Origin of the sequence: Kitasatospora sp. NPDC058162, assembly GCF_042884005.1 — a bacterium.
Lineage (GTDB): Bacteria > Actinomycetota > Actinomycetes > Streptomycetales > Streptomycetaceae > Kitasatospora.
In genome coordinates this window covers 332303-354444 of record NZ_JBHVUS010000003.1, presented here as the reverse complement: position 1 = coordinate 354444, position 22142 = coordinate 332303, and the positions used below count along the sequence as shown (strand labels likewise).

General features: G+C 72.8%; 21 protein-coding genes. 6 read left to right on the top strand and 15 right to left on the bottom strand.

From position 1 onward, the window contains the following. The first annotated feature begins 65 nt into the window (after positions 1 to 65). The 3 genes from ACFVXG_RS08030 to ACFVXG_RS08020 all read left to right on the top strand — a co-directional run bounded on the left by ACFVXG_RS08030 (position 66) and on the right by ACFVXG_RS08020 (position 4089). Positions 66 to 728 (top strand): response regulator, encoded by a 663-nt coding sequence (locus ACFVXG_RS08030; protein ID WP_387925407.1) that lies wholly within the window; start codon positions 66 to 68, stop codon positions 726 to 728. Positions 729 to 1021: 293 nt separating this feature from the next. Continuing rightward, positions 1022 to 3022, top strand: a complete 2001-nt coding sequence (locus ACFVXG_RS08025; RefSeq protein ID WP_387925405.1) for a 2-oxoacid:acceptor oxidoreductase subunit alpha — start codon at positions 1022 to 1024, stop codon at positions 3020 to 3022. Beyond that, on the top strand, positions 3019 to 4089 hold the full coding sequence (locus ACFVXG_RS08020) for a 2-oxoacid:ferredoxin oxidoreductase subunit beta (RefSeq protein WP_387925403.1): 1071 nt from the start codon (positions 3019 to 3021) through the stop codon (positions 4087 to 4089). Before ACFVXG_RS08025 ends, ACFVXG_RS08020 begins: the two co-directional genes overlap by 4 nt. A 68-nt stretch (positions 4090 to 4157) precedes the next feature. On the opposite strand, the gene ACFVXG_RS08015 is transcribed toward ACFVXG_RS08020, so the two are convergent. The 3 genes from ACFVXG_RS08015 to ACFVXG_RS08005 all read right to left on the bottom strand — a co-directional run bounded on the left by ACFVXG_RS08015 (position 4158) and on the right by ACFVXG_RS08005 (position 6726). Next, positions 4158 to 4538, bottom strand: a complete 381-nt coding sequence (locus ACFVXG_RS08015; protein ID WP_387925402.1) for a VOC family protein — start codon at positions 4536 to 4538, stop codon at positions 4158 to 4160. Between the two features lie 183 nt (positions 4539 to 4721). After that, complete coding sequence (locus tag ACFVXG_RS08010; RefSeq protein ID WP_387925400.1) at positions 4722 to 6383, bottom strand: LCP family protein; 1662 nt, start codon at positions 6381 to 6383, stop codon at positions 4722 to 4724. After that, on the bottom strand, positions 6376 to 6726 hold the full coding sequence (locus ACFVXG_RS08005) for a DUF6542 domain-containing protein (protein WP_387925399.1): 351 nt from the start codon (positions 6724 to 6726) through the stop codon (positions 6376 to 6378). Before ACFVXG_RS08005 ends, ACFVXG_RS08010 begins: the two co-directional genes overlap by 8 nt. A gap of 418 nt (positions 6727 to 7144) precedes the next feature. Between ACFVXG_RS08005 and ACFVXG_RS08000 the strand changes: the two genes are divergently transcribed. Then, positions 7145 to 7786: a TetR/AcrR family transcriptional regulator gene (locus ACFVXG_RS08000; RefSeq protein ID WP_387925397.1), complete on the top strand. Its 642-nt coding sequence runs from the start codon at positions 7145 to 7147 to the stop codon at positions 7784 to 7786. An 83-nt stretch (positions 7787 to 7869) separates the two neighbouring features. On the opposite strand, the gene ACFVXG_RS07995 is transcribed toward ACFVXG_RS08000, so the two are convergent. From ACFVXG_RS07995 to ACFVXG_RS07975, 5 genes are all read right to left on the bottom strand, one after another. Further along, on the bottom strand, positions 7870 to 8619 hold the full coding sequence (locus ACFVXG_RS07995) for a hypothetical protein (RefSeq protein ID WP_387925396.1): 750 nt from the start codon (positions 8617 to 8619) through the stop codon (positions 7870 to 7872). A 200-nt stretch (positions 8620 to 8819) separates the two neighbouring features. Further along, the gene (locus ACFVXG_RS07990; RefSeq protein ID WP_387925394.1) at positions 8820 to 9620 is read right to left on the bottom strand and encodes a GNAT family N-acetyltransferase; all 801 of its coding nucleotides are present in this window, start codon (positions 9618 to 9620) and stop codon (positions 8820 to 8822) included. Between the two features lie 78 nt (positions 9621 to 9698). Then, positions 9699 to 10265: an RICIN domain-containing protein gene (locus ACFVXG_RS07985; RefSeq protein WP_387925392.1), complete on the bottom strand. Its 567-nt coding sequence runs from the start codon at positions 10263 to 10265 to the stop codon at positions 9699 to 9701. 44 nt (positions 10266 to 10309) lie between these two features. Then, complete coding sequence (locus ACFVXG_RS07980) at positions 10310 to 10756, bottom strand: CAP domain-containing protein (RefSeq protein ID WP_387925390.1); 447 nt, start codon at positions 10754 to 10756, stop codon at positions 10310 to 10312. A 117-nt stretch (positions 10757 to 10873) separates the two neighbouring features. Beyond that, positions 10874 to 13795 (bottom strand): BTAD domain-containing putative transcriptional regulator, encoded by a 2922-nt coding sequence (locus tag ACFVXG_RS07975; RefSeq protein ID WP_387925388.1) that lies wholly within the window; start codon positions 13793 to 13795, stop codon positions 10874 to 10876. Between the two features lie 133 nt (positions 13796 to 13928). Between ACFVXG_RS07975 and ACFVXG_RS07970 the strand changes: the two genes are divergently transcribed. Beyond that, positions 13929 to 15350, top strand: coding sequence for a BTAD domain-containing putative transcriptional regulator (locus tag ACFVXG_RS07970; protein WP_387925386.1), 1422 nt, complete (start codon positions 13929 to 13931; stop codon positions 15348 to 15350). A gap of 21 nt (positions 15351 to 15371) precedes the next feature. Here the strand turns inward: ACFVXG_RS07970 and ACFVXG_RS07965 are convergent, their stop codons facing one another. From ACFVXG_RS07965 to ACFVXG_RS07935, 7 genes are all read right to left on the bottom strand, one after another. Continuing rightward, entirely contained in the window at positions 15372 to 15869 is a 498-nt protein-coding gene (locus ACFVXG_RS07965) for a hypothetical protein (protein ID WP_387925384.1), read from the bottom strand. A 101-nt stretch (positions 15870 to 15970) separates the two neighbouring features. Beyond that, positions 15971 to 16450 (bottom strand): hypothetical protein, encoded by a 480-nt coding sequence (locus ACFVXG_RS07960; RefSeq protein WP_387925382.1) that lies wholly within the window; start codon positions 16448 to 16450, stop codon positions 15971 to 15973. A 160-nt stretch (positions 16451 to 16610) separates the two neighbouring features. Next, positions 16611 to 17837, bottom strand: a complete 1227-nt coding sequence (locus tag ACFVXG_RS07955; RefSeq protein ID WP_387925380.1) for an oxygenase MpaB family protein — start codon at positions 17835 to 17837, stop codon at positions 16611 to 16613. A 141-nt stretch (positions 17838 to 17978) separates the two neighbouring features. Then, positions 17979 to 19235 carry a methyltransferase domain-containing protein gene (locus ACFVXG_RS07950; RefSeq protein WP_387925378.1) on the bottom strand — a complete coding sequence of 419 codons (1257 nt, stop codon included), beginning with the start codon at positions 19233 to 19235 and terminating at the stop codon, positions 17979 to 17981. Positions 19236 to 19449: 214 nt separating this feature from the next. Next, on the bottom strand, positions 19450 to 20298 hold the full coding sequence (locus ACFVXG_RS07945) for a helix-turn-helix domain-containing protein (protein WP_387925376.1): 849 nt from the start codon (positions 20296 to 20298) through the stop codon (positions 19450 to 19452). A 6-nt stretch (positions 20299 to 20304) separates the two neighbouring features. Continuing rightward, positions 20305 to 20823, bottom strand: a complete 519-nt coding sequence (locus tag ACFVXG_RS07940) for a DUF6879 family protein (RefSeq protein WP_387925374.1) — start codon at positions 20821 to 20823, stop codon at positions 20305 to 20307. Then, entirely contained in the window at positions 20804 to 21067 is a 264-nt protein-coding gene (locus ACFVXG_RS07935; RefSeq protein ID WP_387925373.1) for a hypothetical protein, read from the bottom strand. The genes ACFVXG_RS07940 and ACFVXG_RS07935 overlap by 20 nt, the downstream gene beginning before the upstream one ends. Positions 21068 to 21324: 257 nt before the next feature. On the opposite strand from ACFVXG_RS07935, the gene ACFVXG_RS07930 reads away from it, so the two are divergent. Further along, on the top strand, positions 21325 to 22008 hold the full coding sequence (locus tag ACFVXG_RS07930) for a RibD family protein (protein ID WP_387925371.1): 684 nt from the start codon (positions 21325 to 21327) through the stop codon (positions 22006 to 22008). Positions 22009 to 22142 lie beyond the last annotated feature (134 nt).

The following is a 22142-nucleotide window of genomic DNA, read 5'->3' as shown; positions in this document are numbered from 1 at the left end:
CGTACGGGCGCGGGCGGATGGGGGAGACTGACTCCCGTCAGCTCTCGCCTGCCCGGAAGGTCGCCATGCGCCGCGTCGTCATCGCCGAGGACTCCGTACTGCTGCGGGAAGGTCTGACCCGGCTGCTCACCGACCGCGGTCTGGAGGTCGTCGCGGGGGTCGGGGACGGCGCCGCCCTGGTGAAGACCATCCACGACCTGGCGGCGGCCGACGCCCTGCCGGACGTGGTGGTCTCGGACGTGCGGATGCCCCCGACCCACACCGACGAGGGCCTGCGCGCCTGCGTGGAGCTGCGCAGGCGCTACCCGCAGCTGGGTGTGCTGGTGCTGTCGCAGTTCGTGGAGGAGCGGTACGCCTCCGAGCTGCTGGCCGGGTCGACCCGGGGCGTCGGCTACCTGTTGAAGGACCGGGTCGCCGAGGTGCGCGAGTTCGCCGACGCGGTGGTGCGGGTCGCCGAGGGCGGCACCGCGCTGGACCCGGAGGTGGTGCAGCAGTTGCTCAGCCGCAGCCGCAAGGGCGACGTTCTGGCCAATCTCACGCCGCGCGAGCGCGAGGTGCTCGGTCTGATGGCGGAGGGGCGCACCAACGCGGCTGTGGCCAAGCAGCTGGTGGTGTCCGACGGGGCGGTTGAGAAGCACGTCAGCAACATCTTCCTCAAGCTGGGCCTGGCGCAGAGCCCGGAGGACCACCGCCGGGTGCTCGCGGTGCTCACCTACCTCAACTCCTAGTCCGGGGCCGCCCGGCGCGGCGCGGTCCGGGGCCGTCCCGGGCTTCCCCGGGCCGGCCGGTCCGGGCCGGGGGCGCCCCCGGGGCCCGGGCGCGGGGCGCCTGCTCCGTACGCGGAATGATCTCCGGCGGCCGGGCGTTGAACGTAGGTGCGGTACCGACCACGGGCAGGTGAAATTCCGGCCCGAGTTCCAGCCGGGCCCGAGTTCGCGCGCATAGGATGCGAACGGTGCACCAAGCGGACGGGGCACGGGGCCGCGCCCGCGGTGGTGCGTCCACGAGGAGGTCCGCGGCAGTGACCAGTCAGGTCGATCAGTCAGAGGCAGTGGACGGATCGGGCGGCGACGGGGGTCGTTCCGGCAGTGGTGACGGACGCCCCGGATCGACGGCCGGGCCGGCAGGTCCGCACGCCCCGGGCAGCCCACCGGAGAGGCGCGCCAAGCCCGTTCGCAGACTCGACCGGGTGATCATCCGGTTCGCCGGGGACTCCGGTGACGGCATGCAGCTCACCGGTGACCGCTTCACCTCGGAGACGGCCGCGTTCGGCAACGACCTCTCCACGCTGCCGAACTTCCCGGCCGAGATCCGGGCCCCCGCCGGCACCCTGCCGGGCGTCTCGTCCTTCCAACTGCACTTCGCCGACCACGACATCCTCACGCCGGGCGACGCCCCGAACGTGCTGGTGGCGATGAACCCGGCGGCGCTGAAGGCCAACCTGCCGGACCTGCCGCGCGGCGCGGAGATCATCGTCAACACCGACGAGTTCACCAAGCGCGCGCTGGCCAAGGTCGGTTACGCGGCGGACCCGCTCGGCGACGACTCGCTGGACGCCTTCCACCTGCACCGGGTGCCGCTGACCACGCTGACCCTGGAGGCGCTCAAGGACAGCGGGCTGGCCCGCAAGGACGCCGAGCGGGCGAAGAACATGTTCGCCCTGGGGCTGCTGTCCTGGATGTACCACCGGCCCACCCACGGCACCGAGACCTTCCTGCGCTCCAAGTTCGCCAAGAAGCCGCAGATCGCCGAGGCCAACATCAGCGCCTTCCGGGCGGGCTGGAACTTCGGCGAGACCACCGAGTCCTTCGCGGTCTCCTACGAGGTGCCGCCGGCCAAGCTGCCGGCCGGGCGCTACCGCAACATCTCCGGCAACCTGGCGCTGTCCTACGGGCTGATCGCCGCCGGGCAGCGCTCCGGCCTGCCGCTGTACCTGGGCTCGTACCCGATCACCCCGGCCTCGGACATCCTGCACGAGCTGAGCCGGCACAAGAACTTCGGGGTGCGCACCTTCCAGGCCGAGGACGAGATCGCCGGCATCGGCGCGGCGCTCGGCGCGGCCTTCGGCGGGGCGCTCGGCGTGACGACGACCTCGGGGCCGGGCGTGGCGCTCAAGTCGGAGACGATCGGGCTGGCGGTCTCGCTGGAACTGCCGCTGCTGGTGGTGGACATCCAGCGCGGCGGCCCGTCCACCGGCCTGCCGACCAAGACCGAGCAGGCGGACCTGCTGCAGGCGATGTTCGGCCGCAACGGCGAGGCGCCGGTGCCGATCGTCGCCCCGGCCACGCCCGCCGAGTGCTTCGACGCGGCGCTGGAGGCGGCCCGGATCGCGGTGACCTACCGCACCCCGGTGTTCCTGCTCTCGGACGGCTACCTGGCGAACGGCTCGGAGCCCTGGCGGATCCCGGAGGTCGGTGAACTGCCGGAGATCGACCCGAAGTTCGCGACCGGCCCGAACCGCGAGGACGGCGCCTTCTGGCCCTACCTGCGGGACCCGCACACCCTGGCCCGGCCCTGGGCGGTGCCCGGCACGGCCGGCCTGGAGCACCGGATCGGCGGCATCGAGAAGCAGGACGGCACCGGGAACATCTCCTACGACCCGGCCAACCACGACCTGATGGTCCGCACCCGGCAGGCGAAGATCGACGGGATCACGGTCAAGCCGGTGGAGGTCGACGACCCGACCGGCGACGCCCGGGTGCTGGTCCTCGGCTGGGGCTCGACCTACGGGCCGATCACCGCGGCGGTGCGCCGGGTGCGCGCGGACGGCGGCGAGGTGGCCCAGGCGCACCTGCGCAACCTCAACCCGTTCCCGGCCAACCTGGGCTCGGTGCTGCGCAGTTACGAGAAGGTCATCGTGCCCGAGATGAACCTGGGCCAGCTCGCGCTGCTGCTGCGGGCGAAGTACCTGGTGGACGCCGAGTCCTACAACCAGGTGCGCGGACTGCCGTTCAAGGCGGCGCAGTTGGCGGACGTGCTGTGGGCGGCGATCGGCAGCCTGGACGAGGAGGACCACCGATGAGCGACACCGCCCCCGAAGAGCGCCGCTTCCCGTCACTGAAGCTGGTGCCCAAGGCCGAAGGCCCGCAGAGCGCCCGGGACTTCAAGACCGACCAGGAGGTGCGCTGGTGCCCGGGCTGCGGGGACTACGCGATCCTGGCGGCGGTGCAGTCCTTCATGCCGGAGCTCGGCATCAAGCGCGAGAACACGGTGTTCGTCTCCGGCATCGGCTGCTCCTCGCGCTTCCCGTACTACATGAACACCTACGGGGTGCACTCGATCCACGGCCGGGCGCCGGCGATCGCGACCGGGCTGGCCTCCTCCCGGCGGGACCTCAGCGTGTGGGTGGTCACCGGGGACGGCGACGCGCTGTCGATCGGCGGCAACCACCTGATCCACGCGCTGCGGCGCAACGTCAACCTGAAGATCCTGCTGTTCAACAACCGGATCTACGGGCTCACCAAGGGCCAGTACTCGCCGACCAGCGAGCTCGGCAAGATCACCAAGTCGACCCCGATGGGTTCGCTGGACGCGCCGTTCAACCCGCTGTCGCTGGCGATCGGCGCCGAGGCCTCCTTCGTCGCCCGCACCATCGACTCGGACCGCCAGCACCTGCAGTCGGTGCTCCGGGCGGCGGCCGAGCACGAGGGCACGGCGCTGGTGGAGATCTACCAGAACTGCAACATCTTCAACGACGGCGCCTTCGAGGTGCTCAAGGAGGCCGGCACCCGGGACGAGGCGCTGATCCGGCTGGAGCACGGGCAGCCGATCCGCTTCGGCGCGGAGGCGGCCAACGGCGTCTTCCGGGGTGAGGACGGCGAGCTGTTCACCGCCCCGGTCACGGCGGAGAACGAGGCGCGGGTGCTGGTGCACGACGCCCACGCGGCCAGCCCCACCGGGGCCTTCGCGCTCTCCCGGATCGCCGACGCGGACACCCTGCACCACACGCCGATCGGCGTGCTGCGCGATGTCCGGCGCCCGGTCTACGACGACCTGATGGAGAGCCAGCTGGCCACCGCCGCCGCCCACCGCGGGCCGGGCGACCTGGCGACGCTGCTGTCCGGTGCCGACACCTGGACGGTGGGCTGACCGTCCCGTCGCATGCGCGCAGGCGCCCCCGTTCCTCGCCGGACGGGGGCGCCTGCGCGTATGTGCTGTTACTGCTCGGGCCACTCCACCAGCTCGACCAGGACCCCGTTCGGGTCGGTGACCTGGAACAGCTTCTCGCCCCACGGCTCCTCGCGCAGCGGCAGGGTGATCGCGACCCTCTCGCTGCGCAGCCGCGCCTCCTCCGCGGCGACGTCCTCGACGGTGAACGCCAGGATCACCCCGTCTGCGGTGCGGTCCCGCTGCTCCTCGGGCAGTACCTCCAGGCCGCGCCGCAGGTAGACGACGTCGACCCCGCCGCCGGGGTGGCCGAGCGAGACGAAGCCGTCGGCGGACATCCGCTCGGTGTAGCCGAAGTGCTGCTGGAGGAAGGCGGCGGAGGTGCCGGTGTCCTCGACGGTGAGGGAGACGACGGTGCTGGTGATCTGCATGCGGAGCCCTTTCGTCAACGCGCACGGTTATCCCGTACGCAGTACACTATACATAGTACGGAGAATTTCGCCAGGGATGGGCTTGGGAAAGACTTGAGGGAGGCCCCCGGTGGGGACCTCCCTCGGTCGTGCTGCGGATCGCGTCAGAAGAGCGTCACGAGCGTCGAGCGCACCAGAGGAGCATCAGAAGACGCAGGGGATGCCGCCGTCCGACTCGGCGTCGACGCCGGGGCCCTGCATCGGCAGGTTGGCGGCCGGGTCGCCGGTGGGGGCGGGGCCGGGCGTGGTGGGCTTGTCGCCGGCGACACCGGTGAAGGTGGAGCCCAGGGTGACCACCACGTGGTCCGAGGCGGCGGCGGCCGACTCGGTGGCGGTGACGCCGTAGCGGGCGGCGATCTGGTCGGCGGCCTCCTTGGCGCCCTTGCCGTAGGTCACCATGGTGGCCTTCGGCTTGGTGCGCGCCGGGCCGTTCGTGCCCTCCTTGAAGCCCATCGCGACCAGCGCCTTGGACTCGGCGGAGGAGGAGACCCCGGCGGCGGAGGAGGCGTTGTACACGTCCACGGTGGCCGGGGAGGCCGCCTTGGCCGGGGTGGTCGCGGTCGGGGCCGGGGCGGGGGCCTCGGTGGTCGGGGCGTCGGTGGCGCCGTCTGCCGGGGCGGCGGGGGCGGCCGCGTCGGCGTAGCCGAACACCTGCTTGACCACCTTCTGGATCTTCGAGGGGGTGACCAGGTTGACGTCCTGGCCGTTCCTGGTGCCGAAGCCGTCGAAGGTCAGGGTGTTGAACTCGACGTTGCCGCCGGTCAGCGCCGGGGCCTGCTGGGCGAAGTCCAGGACGTTCCACTCGTTGTCGATCACCAGGTCCTTCTGGACGACGCCGAACAGGTCCTTGAGCTTGCCGAGGTCGCTGATGATGCCGTCCTGCTTGAGCTTGTGCACGACGGAGGAGATGAAGGCCTGCTGGCGGTGGGTGCGGGCGAAGTCGCCGGTGTTGCCCTTGCCGTCGTCCAGGTTGTGGCGCTGGCGGACGAAGGCCAGTGCCTGGGAGGCGTTGAGGGTGTTGATGCCCTTCTTGAAGTCGGCGCCGGAGCCCTGGCCCTCCATCGCCGGGTCCTTGGTGTCGTGGGTCAGGCAGACCTGGATCGGCTGCACCGCCTTGGCGATGTCGTAGAAGCCCATCAGGTTGACCTCGGCCACGTGGTCGACCGGCTGGTTCACGAAGGTCTGGACGGTGCGGATGGTGGCCGCGCGGCCGGCGTCGCGGCCGGCCTTCTCCAGGTCGGCGCCCTTCAGGCCCTTGGCCTTCGAGCTCCGGTCGAAGGCGTCCTTGGCGTTGCCGTACGCCTCCTTGATCTTGTGCATGCCCTGCTGGGAGCCGTCCCCGTTGTACGTCATGACGTAGTCGTCGCGGGGGATGGAGATCGCCTGCACCTTGCCGCCGTTGGCCGGTATGTGCAGCAGGATCAGGGAGTTGGTGTTGTAGCCGCCGATGTCCGAGCTGTGGCCGGCGTGCAGTTCGTCCTGGACGAACTCCGGGGGCAGGTCGGAGCCGTCCATGTTCTTGCGGCTGTCCAGGCCGATCAGCAGCAGGTTGACCGAGTTGTCCAGGTGCTTCGGGGCGTCCTTCTTGGTCACCGAGATCGCGTTGGACGTGGTCATCCCGTCGGTCAGCGAGGTGTACTCGTACCAGACCACGCCGCTGGCCGCGAACACCGCGAAGCCGACCGTGGTGGCCACCACCCGGCCGGCGATCAGCAGCGGGGAGCCGCCGCGGCGCTCCGCCGGGGCCTCCTGGGCCTTGCGGTTGGCGGCCCGGCCGCCCGCCGGACGCTCACGCTCGTCAGCCATGCTGCCTCCTCCGGTCCCGGACCACCCGGACCACGATCACCAGCAGGGCCGCCGCGGCGGCCTGCGCCATCACCGGGAAGCCGTGCACCACCCACTTGGCACCGCCGGTGGCCAGGGCCTTGCCCTGGTACTTGTCGCCGTTGGCCGCCAGTTCGGCCACGGCCGTCACGCCGAGCACTATGACCGGGGAGGCGGCGAGCACCCACCACCAGCCGCGGTGGGTGCTGAGCACGGCCGCCAGGCCGGTGCCGAGTACCGCGCAGACCGCGAAGGCCAGGCCCATGCCCGGCCCGGAGAGCTCGTCGACCACGGCGCCCACCAGCGGCAGCCCGACGGCCACCACCGCGGGCAGCGCGGGCCCGCCGGAGAAGGGACGTGTGGGGCCCGCGGGCCGGGCTGCCGCCCGCCGTCGTGAACCCTGGTCGGACGACCGTCCTCGCTGCCCCGCCACTCACTCACCCCCGGGTGTTCCCGTGCTTCGCGCGCCACGTCGGTGCTGCGCCGGGTCTGCTGTGGGAAGAGCGGTAGCGGCGCTGCCAGTACGGGACGCTGGTGTTCGGCCGGCCGGTTCCCGTTCTCGGTTTCCCGCTGCTGCTCGGGGGCAGGCACGTTTTCGGATTTGCTCTACAGAGGTGTAGAGATCGTACGCAGCATAGAGCACGCCTGTTCGGTGGCAAGCCCGCTCGTGAACGGGCCTGCAGACACTACACCGGGCAGTTTCTGAGACGGTCGGCGGGGCGCCGACGGAGAAGGAGAACGTCGTGGCGACCACGGGCGCAGCGGGACGGCCGGAGAAGCGCAGGGCGATCACCCGGGCCGCGACCACGGTGTTCGGACGGGAGGGGTACGTCCGGGCCAGCATGGACGCGATCGCGGCCGAGGCCGGGGTGTCCAAGCGCACGGTCTACAACCACTTCGCCGACAAGGAGACCCTCTTCCTGTCGGTGGCCCTGCAGAACTCGGCGGAACTGGCCGAGCGGATGCGCGAGTTGCTGGCCGAGCACCTCGACGGGGCGGTGGACGTGCGGCGCGCCCTCACCGACTTCGCGGTGGAGCGGGCGAACGCGGTGCCGGCCGCGGGCGAGCTGGGGGCGCTCGGCCGGGCCATCCGCGCCGAGGTGGCCAACATCCCGGCGGACGTCCTGGAAGCCTGGCTGGAGACCGGACCGGCGGCCGCCCAGCGCGCCCTCGCGCAGTGCCTGGCCGCGCTCACCGGGCGCGGGCTGCTGGCCGTCACCGATCCGGGGCTGGCCGCCGAGCAGTTCACGCTGCTCACCTTCCACGGGGTGGCCGAGCGCTCCTTCTGGGGCGCCCTGCCGGTGGCCGAGGAGGAGGTCCGGCGGATCGCCGACTCCGGGGTGGACGCCTTCCTGCGGATCCACGGCGGGCCGGCCGCGGGCTGAGCGCGCGCCGGCGGGCGGGGCGGCGCCGGGCCGCCCCGCCCACCGGTCGTCGCGGGTCACCGTCAGTGGATCACTTCCAGGGATTACTTCCAGTTGACGCCCTTGCCCAGGGTGTACGGCTCGCCCCAGTACTCGGCGCCCGACACCTTGGTGGCCGCCGGGGCCAGCGCCAGCACGCAGGAGGTGATCGACTGCCCGTTGGTGAAGCCCTTCGGGAAGGACGGGTGCGGGCACTTGTCGAAGGTGCCGATCAGCATCACCTCGGCGGCCTCCGAGCCGTCCGGCAGGGTGCCCTTCATCTGGGTCAGGCTGGCGAAGGACAGGTCGGTGCTGCCGGTGTTGGTGACCTTGAAGCGGACGTAGTACGGCACCATGCCCGCGGCCTTGTCGCCGAGCTTCAGCGGGGTGAGGTCGGCCGGGTCGCCCTTGTCGATCGAGGTGACCGCGAGCGAGACGGTGCCCTTGGTGCTGCCCGAGCTGAACGGGATGGTGGCCGCGTCGCCGATCTTCACCGTGGAGCCGGCCGCCGCCGTCGGCCCGGCCTGGGCCGGGGCGCCGCCGGTGGTCCCGCCGGTCGCCGCACCGCCCGCACCGCCCGTGCCGCCGGTCGCGCCACCGGTCGGGGCGTCCGCCGAGGCGGAGGCCGCCGGGGTGGTCGGCGCGGCGGACGGCGTGGCCGGGGCCTGGGTGGCCGGCGGGGTGGTGGCGGCGCTGTCGGACGACGCGGCGTCGTCGTTGCAGGCGCTCATGGTGAGCGCGCCGACCACGGCCAGACCGGCCAGGGCCATGGTGCGACTGTTGCGGATGGTCTTCATGTGACGTCCCCCGTGCATGCGGACCACCGTGGCGGCGGTCCTCCTGAGGGACGTTCATAGCGCAGCGGGAAAGCCGGGCGCCATTGCTTTGGCGCCGTCTTGACTCCGCCGTGACGAGTCCCACGCGGGTCCGTGACAAGGGATGCCGAGTCGTGATCAGTGGTACCCGAACCGCCTGCCACCTCGGCGGATGCCGTGGCCCGCGCTCCGTGGACCGTCTAACCCGCCGTCATCGTCAGCTCGTTGTAGGTGGTGACGGTGGTGAAGCCGAGCTGCCGGTAGAGGTGGATCGCCGCGGCGTTGTCGGTGCGGACGTTGAGGCCCAGGTGGTCGGTGGTCGGGACGAGCCGGCGGGACAGCGCGGTGACGCAGGCGCGGGCCAGGCCGCGGCCGCGCGCGTCGGGGTGGGTGACGACGTTGCCGAGCACGGCGACCCGGTGGGCGGGGGAGTGCACGTGCACCCCGGCGGCGGCCAGCAGCCGGCCCCGCTCCCGGACGCCGACGTAGCCGCCGTCGGCGAGCAGCCGCTGGTCGAACCAGGACTCGGGGTAGCCCGCGGCCAGCAGGGCGCGCAGGTCGTCCAGGTCGGACAGGCCCAACGGCTCGGCCCGGTGGGCGGGTTGGACGGGATCGGCAGGCTCGGTCGGCAGCCGGTTCGGGTCCGGGAGGATCATCCGCAGCAGCGGGGTGCGGCGCTCGGCGGTGTAGTCGGGGGCGAGGGCCCGCTCGGCGCCGTCCGGGAGCCCGGCCGTGAAGCGGCGCGGGAGGAAGGGGCGCAGCGCGCCGAGCAGCTCCTCCAGGGCGGGGACGGCGGCGGGCCGGGCGAAGGCGAGCAGCACGGGGGTGTCGCCGCCGCTGTAGAGCAGGGCGACCGGCCCGCTCTCCGGATCGGCCGTGTACCAGGCGGTGTTGGGCCAGAGCGTGTCGTCCAGGTCGCCGAGCTCGAACAGGTGCAGGGCGGGGTCGGTGCGGAACCGTGCGGCGAGGGCGGTGCGGTCGTGCAGGCTGATGAGGGGCACGCGGTCGAGCTTAGGCCCGTCGCGCTGGGGGCCCGTTCCGCCGGAGGGGCGGTCGGCGGAACGGGGGCCGTGGGGTGCCTACTTGTGCCAGCGCTGGGCCGGGTCGTTGCCGTCGCAGGAGGTCACCGAGGTGTACTGGGCGATGCCGTTGCCCTTGAGGCACTGCCCGGTGGCGACGTTGCGGATCAGGTACCAGCCGCGGTCCTCGTCGGTGAGCCGCCACTTCTGGTTGGCGCCCATCCAGGGGCCGTTCTGCCGGTTGAGGCCGTCCAGGCCGCCGGGGGTGTCCCAGAGCTGGACGGCGCCGCTGCCGTGCGAGTCGAGGTCGAGCACCTTGCCGTTGCCGCCGTGCGAGATGGCGGTGGTGCCGTCGCAGTAGTCCCAGAAGGTCCAGGTCTGGGCGGGGGACTGGTTGGCGGTGTAGGTGCCGACCCGCTTGCCGTTGGTCTCGTCGTTGTTGGGCAGGTCGAGGGCGCCGGCGGAGCCGTTGAAGACGCTGACGGTGGCGCCGACGGACGGTCCGAGGTCGCAGGGGCCGGGCGTGGCGGCCTGGGCGGCCGGGGCGGCGACCAGGACGGTGGCGGCCAGGGCCGCGGCGGCGCCGAGTCCGGCGAGCAGGCGGCGGGCGGGGGTGGGGGTGGTCATGGCGGTTCTCCTTCGAGTGGGTGAGGTGGGGTGCGCGGCGGCCGTCAGACCTGGCCGAGGGTCAGCACGTAACGGCCCGGGGCGCCGCCCCGGCCGGGCGCGAAGCCGATGCCGAGGTGGTTGAAGCGCGGGTCGAGCACGGTCTCCCGGTGCCGGGGGCTGGTCATCCACAGCTGGACGGCCTGGGGCACGCTGTCCGCCGGGGCGACGAGTTCGGCGGCGAAGCGGAAGGCGAAGCCGGCCGCCCGGACCCGGCGCCAGGGCGTGCTGCCGTCGCTGCCGTCCTGCTGGAGCAGGTCGTGCGCGGCGAGGTCGGCGGCGTGGCGCTGGGCCGCGGCGTTCAGCCGTTCGTCCGGGTTCAGGAGCCGGGCGCCGCCGTGGACGCGCCGGAAGTTGACGGAGGTCAGCATCTCGGTGCGGAAGTCGCCGACGGCGGTCCAGCCCGCCGTCGTCGGCGTCACGGCCGGGCCGCCCTGCTCGAGCGTGGTCATGGGTCGCGTCTCTCCTCGGGGTGTCGCCCCGGGGCCGCGTGGTCCGCGGTCCGGGGCCGGATGAGGAGTACGGTCCCGGACCGCGGTAGACAGGCGGTCAACGCGCGTAGCGGATGATCACCCCAACTCGGCCAGCCGGGCACCGACCTGGGCCGCGTCCTCGTCGAGGCCGAGCCGCCGGTACCCGTCCATGGCGTCGGTGAGGCAGGCGCGGGCCTGGCGCGGGCGGCCGAGGCCGGTGAGGGCGGTGCCGAGGGTGCGCAGCAGCCCGGCCTCCAGGGCGGGGCTGGTGCGGCGGGCCTGCGGCAGGGCGGCCTCGGCGACGTCGGCGGCGAGCAGCCAGCGCTTGGCCTCGACGTGGATCCGGGCGGCGAGGTCCCCGGCGGCGGCCTCGAACACGGTGACCCGGAGGGCGGCGAACTCGTCCCGGGCGCCGAGCGCGTGGGTGAGGGCGGCCGGGCCGTCCCCGCACAGCCGCAGCACCCGGGCGAGGTAGTAGCGGCCGGTCGCGGCGGAGACCGGTCCGGCGGCGGTCATCAGCCGGGCGCCGCGTTCGGCGGCGTCCCGGGCCTCGGCGAGGCGTCCGCTGTGGGCGGCGTTGAACGCGAACTCGCCGAGGGCGCTGCCTTCGGCGCGTTCGGCGCCGAGGCGGTGGAAGAGTTCGGCGGCGCGGCCGGCGTGCTCGGCGGCCTCGGCGTGGCGGCCGTGGACGCGGGCGTTGCCGCCGAGGTTGACCAGGGCCTTGGCGAGGACCCGTTCGGTGTCGGGCGTGGTGCAGAGGTCGACGGCGCGGCGCAGCTCCGCCTCCGACTCGGCGTAGTGGTTGACGTGCCAGAGCATGGCGCCGCGCAGGTAGCGGGCGAGGGCGAGCGGGCCGGGTTCGCCGCGGGCCCCGGCCTCGTCGGCGAGGCGTCCGGCGAGGTCGACGATGACCCGGGTCTGGGTGCGTTCGGCGAGCACCGCGCCCATCCGGTCGGCGAGCTCGGCGGCGCGGTCGAGCGGCAGGGCGGGGTCGTCGCAGCTGAGCGCGATGGCGGCGGCGTGCACCTCGGCCTGGTCGCGCATCCAGCGCACGGCCTCCGGGCCGTCGGCGATGGGCACGCCGGGGGAGGTCACGGGGGCGCGGAGCAGGCTGAGTTCGGCGTCCTCGGCCTTGCGGGCGGCCCGGTCGGCGTTGCGGGCGGCGGCGAGGCAGAAGTCGGTGAGCCGGTCGGCGGCGGCGGTGTGCTCGGCGGGGGGTTCCTCGGCGGCGAGCCGGCCGCGGGCGTAGTCGCGGACGAGGTCGTGGAAGCCGTAGCGGCCGAAGCGGGGGGAGTGCAGCAGGTTGAGGTCGACGAGGGTTTCGAGGAGCTGGTCGGTCTCGTCCTCGGTGCGGCCGAGCAGGGCGGCGGCGCAGGGCAGCGGGAGGTCGGGGGCGTCGGGCAGGGACAGCAGCCGGAAGGCGCGGGCGAGTTCCGCGTCGAGGCGGTGGTAGGAGAGGGCGAAGGTGGCCTCCACGGTCCGTTCGCCGTCGCTGAGTTCGGCCAGCCGGTGCTCGTGGCGCAGGCCTTCGGCGAGGGCGGCGAGGGTGAGGGCGGGGTCGGCGGCGAGCCGGGAGGCGGCGATCCGGACGGCGAGCGGCAGCAGCCCGCAGGCCCGGACGACCTCCTCGGCGGCCTCGGGCTCGGCGGTGACGCGTTCGGCGCCGACGATCCGGGTGAGCAGCTCCAGGGCCTCGGCGGGCGGCAGGGTGTCCAGGCGCAGGTGGTGGGCGCCGGAGAGGCCGGTGAGCCGCCGTCGGCTGGTGATGAGGACGGCGCAGCCGGCCGAGCCGGGCAGCAGCGGTTCGACGTGGTCGAGGGTGGCGGCGTTGTCGAGGACGACCAGGACGCGCCGCCCGGCGAGGGCTGAGCGGTAGAGGGCGCTGCGTTCGCCGGTGTCGTTGGGGATCTCGCCGGGGGCGACGCCCAGGGCGCGCAGGAAGCCGGCCAGCACGGTGCCGGGGTCGGGCGGGGTGCGGTCGGCGCCGCGCAGGTCGGCGAAGAGCTGGCCGTCGGGGAAGCGGGCGCGGACCTGCCGGGCGGTGTGCACGGCGAGGGTGGTCTTGCCGACGCCGCCCATGCCGTCCAGGGCGGAGACCACGACGGCGCGTCCGCCGGCGCCGGCCAGCCGGTCGGTGAGGGCGTCCAGTTCCTCGGAGCGGCCGGTGAAGTCGGGCAGGCCGGAGGGGAGCTGGTCGGGCGCCTGCCAGGTGGCGGCGGCGGCCGGTTCGGGGGCGGTGGCGGCCCGGGCGGGCAGCAGGGTGGCGTCCTCGCGCAGGATGCGCAGCTGGAGTTCGGCGGCGGCCCGGTCGTGCGGGGGCAGGGCGGGGCGGGCGTCCTCGTAGGCGGCGAGGGCCTCGGCCTTGCGCCCGGCCTGGTAGAGGGCGCGCATCAGGACGGCGGTGAGCCGGGGCCGGCCGGGGTGTTCGAGGGCGAGCGCGGTGGCCTCGGCGGTGAGGTCGGTGCGGTCGCCGAGCTCGGCGTCCAGTTCGAGCTGGGTCTCCTTGGCCGAGATCCGCTGTTCGGCGAGGTGGGCCCGGACGGCTTCGGCGTGCGGTCCGGGGAGTCCGGCGAGTGCTTCGCCGGCCCACAGCCGCTGGGCGTCGCGCAGCACCTCCCGGACGTCCTGCGGGGGCGCGTCCGCCCGGCGCAGGTCCTCGACCTCGGTGAGCAGGGCCTGCCAGCGCTGGGTGTCGGTGGGGGCCGGGCGGAGCGCGTAGCCGTCCCCGACGCGGAGCAGCGGCAGCTGTTCGGGGTCGTCGCCGGTGTGCGGCTTGAACGCGGCGCGCAGCCGGGAGACGGCCAGCTGGACGGCCTTGCGCGGGTCGGACGGCGGGGCGCCGCCCCACACCCCCTCGACCAGCACCGAGGTCGCGACCGTCCGCCCGGCGGCGCCGATCAGCACGGCGAGCAGGGCGCGCTGCTGCGGGCGGCCGAGCTCCACCTCCTCGGTTCCGTACCAGGCCCGTAGCGGGCCCAGCAGCGCGAAGCGCAAACCGGCCCCCCCGATGTCCACCATGTCGTCCCGTTTCGTGAGTCGTCCCGTGCCGGGATCTCGCCACTTCCGTCCGGACAGCGGCGCCCCCATACCCCGGCTTCTATGCTCTGTTCACAGATTGTGCCCTGGACGCCGGAAAGGCGAGAGGTGGGGAGTGGAGCTCGATTTCCGCGTGCTGGGGCCGTTGCGCGCCCGGTGCGAGGGCCGTGAGGCCGAACTCGGCAGGCCGCAGCAGCGGGCGGTGCTGGCCGCGCTGCTGCTCGCCCCTGGGCAGTTGGTACCGACGGACCGGCTGGTGGAGGGCTTGTGGGGCGAGGACGACGCCCGCTGGCCGAAGGATCCGGTGGGCCAGATCGGCACCCACGCGCACCGGTTGCGGCGGGCGCTGGACGCCCCCGGGCTGCTGGTGGCGGCGGCCGGCGGGTACCGCCTGTCGGTGCCGCGCGCCTCGGTGGACCTGTTCCGTTACGAGGCCGCGGTGGCCGAGGCCGTCGCGCTGCGTCACCGGGACCCGCTGCGGGCCCGGGAGCTGCTGGGCGAGGCGCTCGGCGCCTGGGAGGGTCCGCGGGCGCTGGACGGGGTGCCCGGTCCGCTGGCCGAGCGGGCCCGGGAGCGGCTGGCGGCCGGGCGGCTGGCGGCGCTGAACGTGCGCTACGACCTGGACCTGGCGCTCGGCCGGCACGCGGAGGCGCTGGAGCCCCTGGGCGAGCTGGCGCGGGCGTACCCGCTGGACGAGGAGGTGCACCGGCTGCACCTGCTGGCGCTGTACCGCTGCGGCCTGGCCGAGCAGGCGCTGGCGGCGTACGAGGGGCTGCGGGAGCGGCTGGACCGGGAGCTGGGCCTCGAACCGGGGGCCGCGGTCGCGGAGTTGGCGGAGCGGATCCGGGGCGGGGAGCCGCTGGCGGCGGTCCGGGCGCTGCCCCGGCCGTGTCAGCTGCCCCCGGACATCCCGGACCTGGTCGGCCGGGCGGGGCTGGTGCGGGAGGCGGAGCGGGCGCTGCGGGCCGGCGCCTCGCCGGTGGTGGGGTTGTCGGGGCCGTCCGGCAGCGGGGCCTCGGCGCTGGCCGTGCACGTCGCGCACGCGGTGCAGGACGCCTTCCCGGACGGGCAGTTGTACGCGGCCGGCGGGCAGGCCTGTGCGGTGCTGGCCGGGTTCCTGCGTGCGCTGGGGGAGCGGCCCGGCGAGGGCGCGGAGGTCGGTGACCTCGGCGTGCGCTACCGGGAACTGCTCGCCGGGCGGCGGGTGCTGGTGGTGCTGGACGGGGTGGCCGACCCGGCGCTGCTGCTGCCGGGGGTGCCGGGCTGTGCCGCGGTGGTGGCGGGCGCCGAGCCGGGGGCGCTGCCCGGTGACGCCGTGCGGCTCGCGGTGGGACCGCTGGAGCCGCACGACGCCTACGAGCTGCTGGCCCGGATCGTGGGCGCGGACCGGATCCGGCGCGAGCCGGACGCGGTGGCCGGGCTGGCCTCGCTCTGCGGGTACCTGCCCGTCCTGCTGCGGACGGCGGCGACCCGGCTCGCGGCCCGCCCGCAGTGGTCGGTGGCCGACCTGGTGCAGTGGTTCGCGGGGCGGGGGTGAGCCCGCCCAGCGGTCTCAGCCTCAGTACAGGTCGGAGGAGAGCGGGACGGTGTTGCGGTCGCCGCCGCTGCTGCTGCGGGGGATGATGCCGCCGTTCCAGTGGACGCCGGAGCGGCCGGCGTCGAAGACCATCAGCTTGGCGTGCGGGTGGCCGGCCGTGCCGAGGGCCCAGCAGAGGCCGCCGTTGGCGGAGTAGACCACGAGGTTGCCGTCGGACTGCATGACGGCCTTGTAGCCGCAGCCGACGGTGCCGCTCGCGAAGGCGACCTTGCTGAACTGCCCGCTGCCGTCGTTCTGGTAGACGACGAAGTTGCCGTCGGACTGCATGATCACCCGGGTGGTCATGGAGTCGACGTGCCAGCCCGGGTAGAGCGGCTCGTCGTCGTAGATCGCGGTGTAGCCGTCGCCCTTCTCGACCGCTGCCTGGGCGGTGCCGGTGGTGGCCATCGTCCCGGCCAGGGCGAGGGCGGTGGCCGCGGCGGCCATCGCGATGTGCCGGAGGGTCTTCTTCGTCTTCATGTCCCCGTGTGCCTCTTCCAGATGCTCCGCGCCCGGTGTTCCCCCGGGGGCGCCGTGTCGAAGGTGGTTCGCGGGGCGGGGGTGAGCCCGCCCCGGCGGTCTCAGTACAGGTCGGAGCTGCGCAGGCTCGCCCACTCGAGGCCGTGGGACGGCGGGTTGGTGAAGCAGATCGCGAGGCCGCCCTTGTTGGCGACCACCAGGGAGGCCGTGCCGGCGGGGTTGCTCTTCTTGGTGCCGCTGGCCCAGCAGACCTTGGCGTTGACGCCGTAGACGACGAAGTTGCCGTCGCCCTGCATGATCGCCTTGATGCCGCAGCCGAGGGTGTTGGGGGCGACCCACACCGGGTAGGGGTAGGCCGTGTTGGTGCCCCGGTAGAGGACCAGGTTGCCGTCGCCCTGCATGATCAGGCTGGTGTCGTCGCTGGAGAGGCGATCGCCCTGCTGGAGCACCCCGGGCTCGTCCATGCTCGCCATGGGGTCGGCCTGCGCGGCCCCCGCCGACACCATCGTCGCGGCCAGCGCCAGCGCACCGGCGCCCGCGGCCATGGCCATGTGCCTCAGCGTCTTCTTCGTCTTCTTCATGTCCCCGTGTACCCCTTCTCCGTGCTCCGCGCCCCGTGATCCCCCGGGGGCGCCGTGTCGAAGAGGATCATGGCAAACGGCGGTAGACAAGCGATGAACGCCCCTCCCGCCGGGGACGGCGGGCGGGCGTCGCCGTTCATCGGGTCGGCCGGCCGACCGGTCAGCGGGTGGGCATCTGCAGATCGTAGTCACGGAAGTCGACGGCGTACCAGGCGACCATCTGCGACGCGATCTTGAACATCTGCGCGTGGGTCGGGGCGAGCAGCGGGAACTTCTGCTGGACCTCGTAGGCGGGGCGGTACAGGTACGGGGCGAGCGTGGCGACGGTGGTGTCGAGCGGCGGGTTGGCATGGATCTCCAGCACGTCGGCGACGTGGGCGTCCATCATCCGGACCATCGACGCTCCGAGGGCGCCGGCACCCGGGAAGATCTTCCGGTCCATCCAGTCCAGCATGTTGCGCGCCAGCTTGACGCCCTCGTCGGAGGTGGCCCGGTGGTTCGCGGCGGCATCGGCCAGGACCTGGTTCGCCTGCTCGAGGGTCCGCGGGTTGTACCTGTCCTCGATGCCCAGCAACCGGCCGCCGACCCGCACCACGGCCATCAGCTCGTCGATCTGCCGCGGGGTCGGGTGGAAGTCGTACTTGGCCGCCAGCTGGACGTTGTAGGCGCCCACGTACATGAGCTCCTCGACCTCCAGGCGCTGGCTGATCGGCATGCCCGCCCGGCCGCGGTCCCACCCGTGGGCCAGGGCCATGTGCCGGGCGGCCGCGTGGACGAGCCGCAGCTTGACCAGGGTGACCAAGGCGTTGCCGGACGGGTCCCAGCTGTTGGTGCCGAGCGTGTCCCACAGGGTGTTCATCGTGCGGGAGAACCGTCGGCCGATGTCCATCACGAGGTCGTACTTGGCGTACCAGACCGACTTGGCCAGCAGCGGATCGGCCAGAGCCGCGAAGAGCCCGCCGAACGCCTCGGTCACCGTGAGCGCTTCCATGTTGCCCTGGATGAGCTTGATCGTGTCGCCGTGCGCGAGGCGGTCGAGGGCCGCGCGCTCCTCGGGGGCGAGTACGACGTTGCGCCGCAGGAATTCGTACAGCACCGGCGGTGCCGTGTCCGGTACCGGCTGGTCGTTGCGGGTCCAGGCGTGGAACACCTGGTTGGCCGCCGGCATCTGGTCGTCGCGCACCAGCTGGTCGATGACGTCGTCGGCTTCGGGGTCGCCGGCCAGGGCCGCCTGGTCGGCGGGCATGACCCAGGCGGCCTCGGGGGCGACGGCAGGGTCGCGACGGTCCGCCGCTACTGCGGGCGCGGCGGCAGGGAGGCCGGCGGCGGCCGCACCGGCGGCCAGCGCGGCGGCGAGGGTGGTGCGCCTGGTTACGTGTTGGTCCATGCGGCCAATGGTGTGTGGCCGAACCCTGGCGGTGCGCTTGATCACTACGGGGCTCACCCGCATTGGTGAACCGGCGTCAGCTCGCTGTGCGGACGCGGACACGGGAGGGTGATTCGGTGCGGAGTGGGGGTGGTTCGGGGGTCAGCAGCAGGAGCGGCCGGAGCTCATGTGGCCTGTCAACGGTTGGGGTCCGCCCGCTCGTTGGAGGCCAACGAGCGGGCGGGGTGGGCGCTGGGGCGAGGCGTCCTCCCTGGCTGCGGTCCGGGGTCGGCGCAGAGTGTTGCCGGGGTCGTCCAGCCACACGTGCTGATCACCGTCGGCCGTGATGGTCAGCCCGAAGCGGGTCAGTTCCGGCTTGCCGTCCGCCAGCCATGCGTGGCGTGCGGCAACCACTTCGTCCCACAGCCGGCGGGGCCCGCCCTGGTGGACGGCGTCGGCTTCGTGCCAGTTGCTGAAACGCACGGATGCCCAGGACCCCGAATCGTCCGAGAGCTGGAAGCGGTGGGTACCGGCCGGATCGGCGGCCTGCCAGGTGTGCAGGGTTCGGACGCCCGGTACCCGCAGTCCGACGGCGAACGCCGCGTGGACGTTCTCCTCGGCCAGGTCGGGGTCCATCGGGGACGGGCCCCGGCGGGCCGTCGACGGGTCCGGGTTCGTGACCGTGTGGGGTCGCTGGGCCCGCATCCACATGAACGACACGTCGCCCACGAATCGCCCGTGCGAGTCCCGCCCCCGCTCGCCGACCTCCAGCCGGAGCAGTCCGGCATTGGCGTACGGGGTGCCCCAGGGGGTCACGATGATTCCGCCGGGGCGGGTCTGCTCGACCCATGCGAGCGGCACCCGCTGAACGGCCGCCGTCGAATGGATCCGGTCGTAGGGGCCACCGGTGGGGTGGCCGAGCAGGCCGTCGCCGACGATCCGGCGGGGCTTCAAGCCGAGTGCCGCCAGGTGCTCCCCGGCGGTGGCAGACACCGCCGGGTCGACTTCGACCGTCGTGACGGCCCGGTCGCCGAGCCGGTGGCACAGCAGGGCGCTGGTCCAGCCGGTGCCGGTGCCGATGTCGAGCACCGTGTTCCCGTCCGTCACGCCCAGGTGGCGGAGCATGGAGGCGACCAGGACCGGCATGGATCCCGACGACGTGGCGACACCGGGTCCGTCCGCCCGCCCGTCGTCGAGCTGGGTGACGACCTGTCGGCCGGAGTTGACCTCAGCCCACCATTCGACCGGGTCCACACCCCTGTTGACCAGGTGGTATCCGTTGGCGGCGGCTCCGTCCTCGACCCAGATGTCGGCAGGTACGAAGGCAGAGCGCGGGGCGCGCTCGAAGGCGCCCCGCCACTCCTCGCCCAGCTCGCCGGCCGCCGCGAGGCCGGCGAACAACTGCGCGTACTCGTCCATCGGTTCGGGCTCACTTCTTGGGCGGGTCGGTGACGGGCTTGGTCCACTGGCCGTCCGACTCCTTCGGGGACTGCTTCTTGTCCCCGGACCCGCCGCCCTTGCCATCGCCGTGCTTGCCCATGTCGGCCACTCCTCGGAGTTGCTGGAATCGATGCCAATACGCTAGGAACGAGGGCGAGTTGGGAGCCAGCGGATTCTACGGGATTGCACGGCATCACCCGATCGAGGTCATCGCGGCCGTGATCAGCGCGCGGGCCTTCGAGCCGTGGACCGCCATGCCCGCCAGGGTGGTGAACGTGTCGGCGTACATGGCCACTTCGCCGGGCTGGGTCAGCGTGAGGTGCCCGGAGACAAGCTCCACGTTCACCTGGGTCGTGTCGAAGATCCAGAACCCTTCCACGGGCATCCTCGTGCGGTGCAGCCGGGCGGGGACGATTCCCACACTGACATTCGGCAGAGTGCTCGCTGTCAGCAGCTGCTCGAGCTGCTCCGTCTGGGTGTCGGCGTCACCGAGCCCGTTGAGCAGTACGGACTCCTCGAGAAGGAACGCGAAGCGCCGCTGCCCCTCGCGGAGCACGCGTTGCCGTTCCATCCGGACGGCCACGGCAGCAGCCACGTCGTCGACCGGGACCCGTCTGAGCTGGACGGCGCGCAACACGTCCTCGGTGTACCGGCGCGTCTGGAGGAGTCCGGGAACGAGCCATGACGAGTATGCCCGGAACCGGTGCGTTCGCTCGAAGAGCGGCAGAACGGCCTCCTGCGCCCTTCGCAGGCCCGCCCGCTCCATGCGGCGCCACTCCACCCACATGCCTTCGACGGTGCGCAGAGAGGCCACCAGGTCCGCTGCCTGGTCCTCTCTGCCGCAGGCGCGGCACCATGCGCGCAGGTCGTCGGCGGACGGCGAGGTTCTGGCGCCGCAGATCCGGGACACCTTGGACGGATGCCAACCGCACAGTGCTGCCAGCTGCTTGCCGTCCAGCCCGGCGTCCTGGCGCATCTCCCGAAGGCGATCCGCGAGGACCCGCCGGGCGGCTTGGACGTGGGACGATCCGGAAGCGGGCATGGGGGGTCAGATCAGTTCGTAGTCCTCGTGCGGTGTGGCCCGTTCCCAGACGGCCTCGAAGGCGGAGTCGACCAGTTGAACGGTGGCCCGGTCCGTCCGCCACTCCCGGTCGACGACCTCCCCGGCGCCGGAGAAGTACGTGAACAGCACGGCTGAACTGTCGAACATCCAGAGGTCCGTTCCCGGCAGCGCGATGTCGGCAGCCCTCCGCCGGGGCAGCCAGCGGACCAGTTCGCCTGCGGAGACGTTGGCGAATGTGAGGTCGTGCTCGTACCGGATGTAGTCCGTCACCGGCTCCGAGACGATGCGAGCTCGCCGCATGACCACGCCGCGCCCGGTCGTCTCGGCCGCGAGGTCGGCCCAGGAGCCCCACCAGTCGGGCAGCTTGGAGGGATCGTTGCCGTACCGGTGGCCGGCGCGCCAGCGGGCGAACTCCGGGTCGTCGGGCGTGTAGCTGTCACGCATTTCCAGATGCACGGCGGAGCGCTGTGCCCCGGCCAAGCCCTCACGTACGGGGTACTTCACCGGTTCCGTCCTCCAGTCGCGGAATGAACTGCCGCATCACGGCGGGGAGCCGGACGATCGTCTCGTGACCGGGGACGTCCGTGCTGTGACCGGGGATCGATCCGATCTCCTGGCACGCTTTCACTTCTTCCGCCGTGGCCTTGTAGGACTGGATCAGCAGGTCGCCGCTGTCCTCGTCCAGCCAGATCGTCGGCGAGTCGTCAACGGGGGTGTTCGGGATGATGCCCAGGAAACGCAGCCTCATGACCTCTCCCTGTATCGGGCCGGTCGCACTCAGTTGCACGACTATCGCCCCGAGCAGTCGATGAGCGCAAGAACCGCTGGTACGAACCCCGCCCGCTCGTTGGCCTCCAACGAGCGGGCGGGGAGGAGCGGTGGTTCAGGCGAGGTGGTCGACTCGCCGGCCTTGGCTCCGAGGAGGAGTGCGCCGGTACCCTCGCGTGGGGATGCTTTTCTGCGAAGCGGCTGGAGCCCCGGCTCCACCATGCGAAGGAACCTGAGATGGCCGAGCGCCCGTACGTCCTGCTGAGTGTCGCCACCTCTGTGGACGGGCACATTGACGACACGTCAGCTCAGCGCCTGCTGTTGTCGAACGCTGAGGACTTCGACCGCGTCGACCAGGTCCGGGCGGAGTCCGACGCCATCCTGATCGGCGGCAACACGCTCCGCAGCGACAACCCGCGGCTGCTCGTCAACAGTGAGAAGCGTCGTGGCGACCGGGTCGCTGCCGGGAAGTCGGAATACCCGCTCAAGGTGACGATCACGGCCAGCGGCGACCTCGGCCGTGATCTGAAGTTCTGGCACTTCGGTGATCAGAAGGTCGTCTACACCACCGACGGGGCGGTCACGAAGCTCCGGGAAGAGCTCGACGGTCTGGCCGACGTGGTCAGCACCGGTCCGGCCGTGGACTTCGAAGCCATGCTCGATGACCTCGGTAGCCGCGGCGTCGAGCGCCTCATGGTGGAAGGTGGTGGACAGATCCACACGCAGTTCCTGTCCCAGAACCTTGCTGATGAGGTGCACCTTGCCATCGCGCCGCTGTTGGTCGGCCAGGCCGAGGCTCCGCGCTTCATCCACCCCGCCGAGTATCCCGGTGGCAGCACCAGCCGGATGAAGCTGCTCGACGCCACGACCGTTGGTGACGTGGTCCTCCTGCGGTACGCGCCCAAGCAGCGCACGGCCTGATTGCGGGATGCGGTGAACCCTGCTCGCTCGCCGAGGCGGCGAGCGAGCAGGGAGGGAGGATTCGTCGTTCCGCCCCGCCACGTTCAAGATGAACTGCGCCCGCCCGTCGGACTCCGACGGGCGGGCGCAGTGGT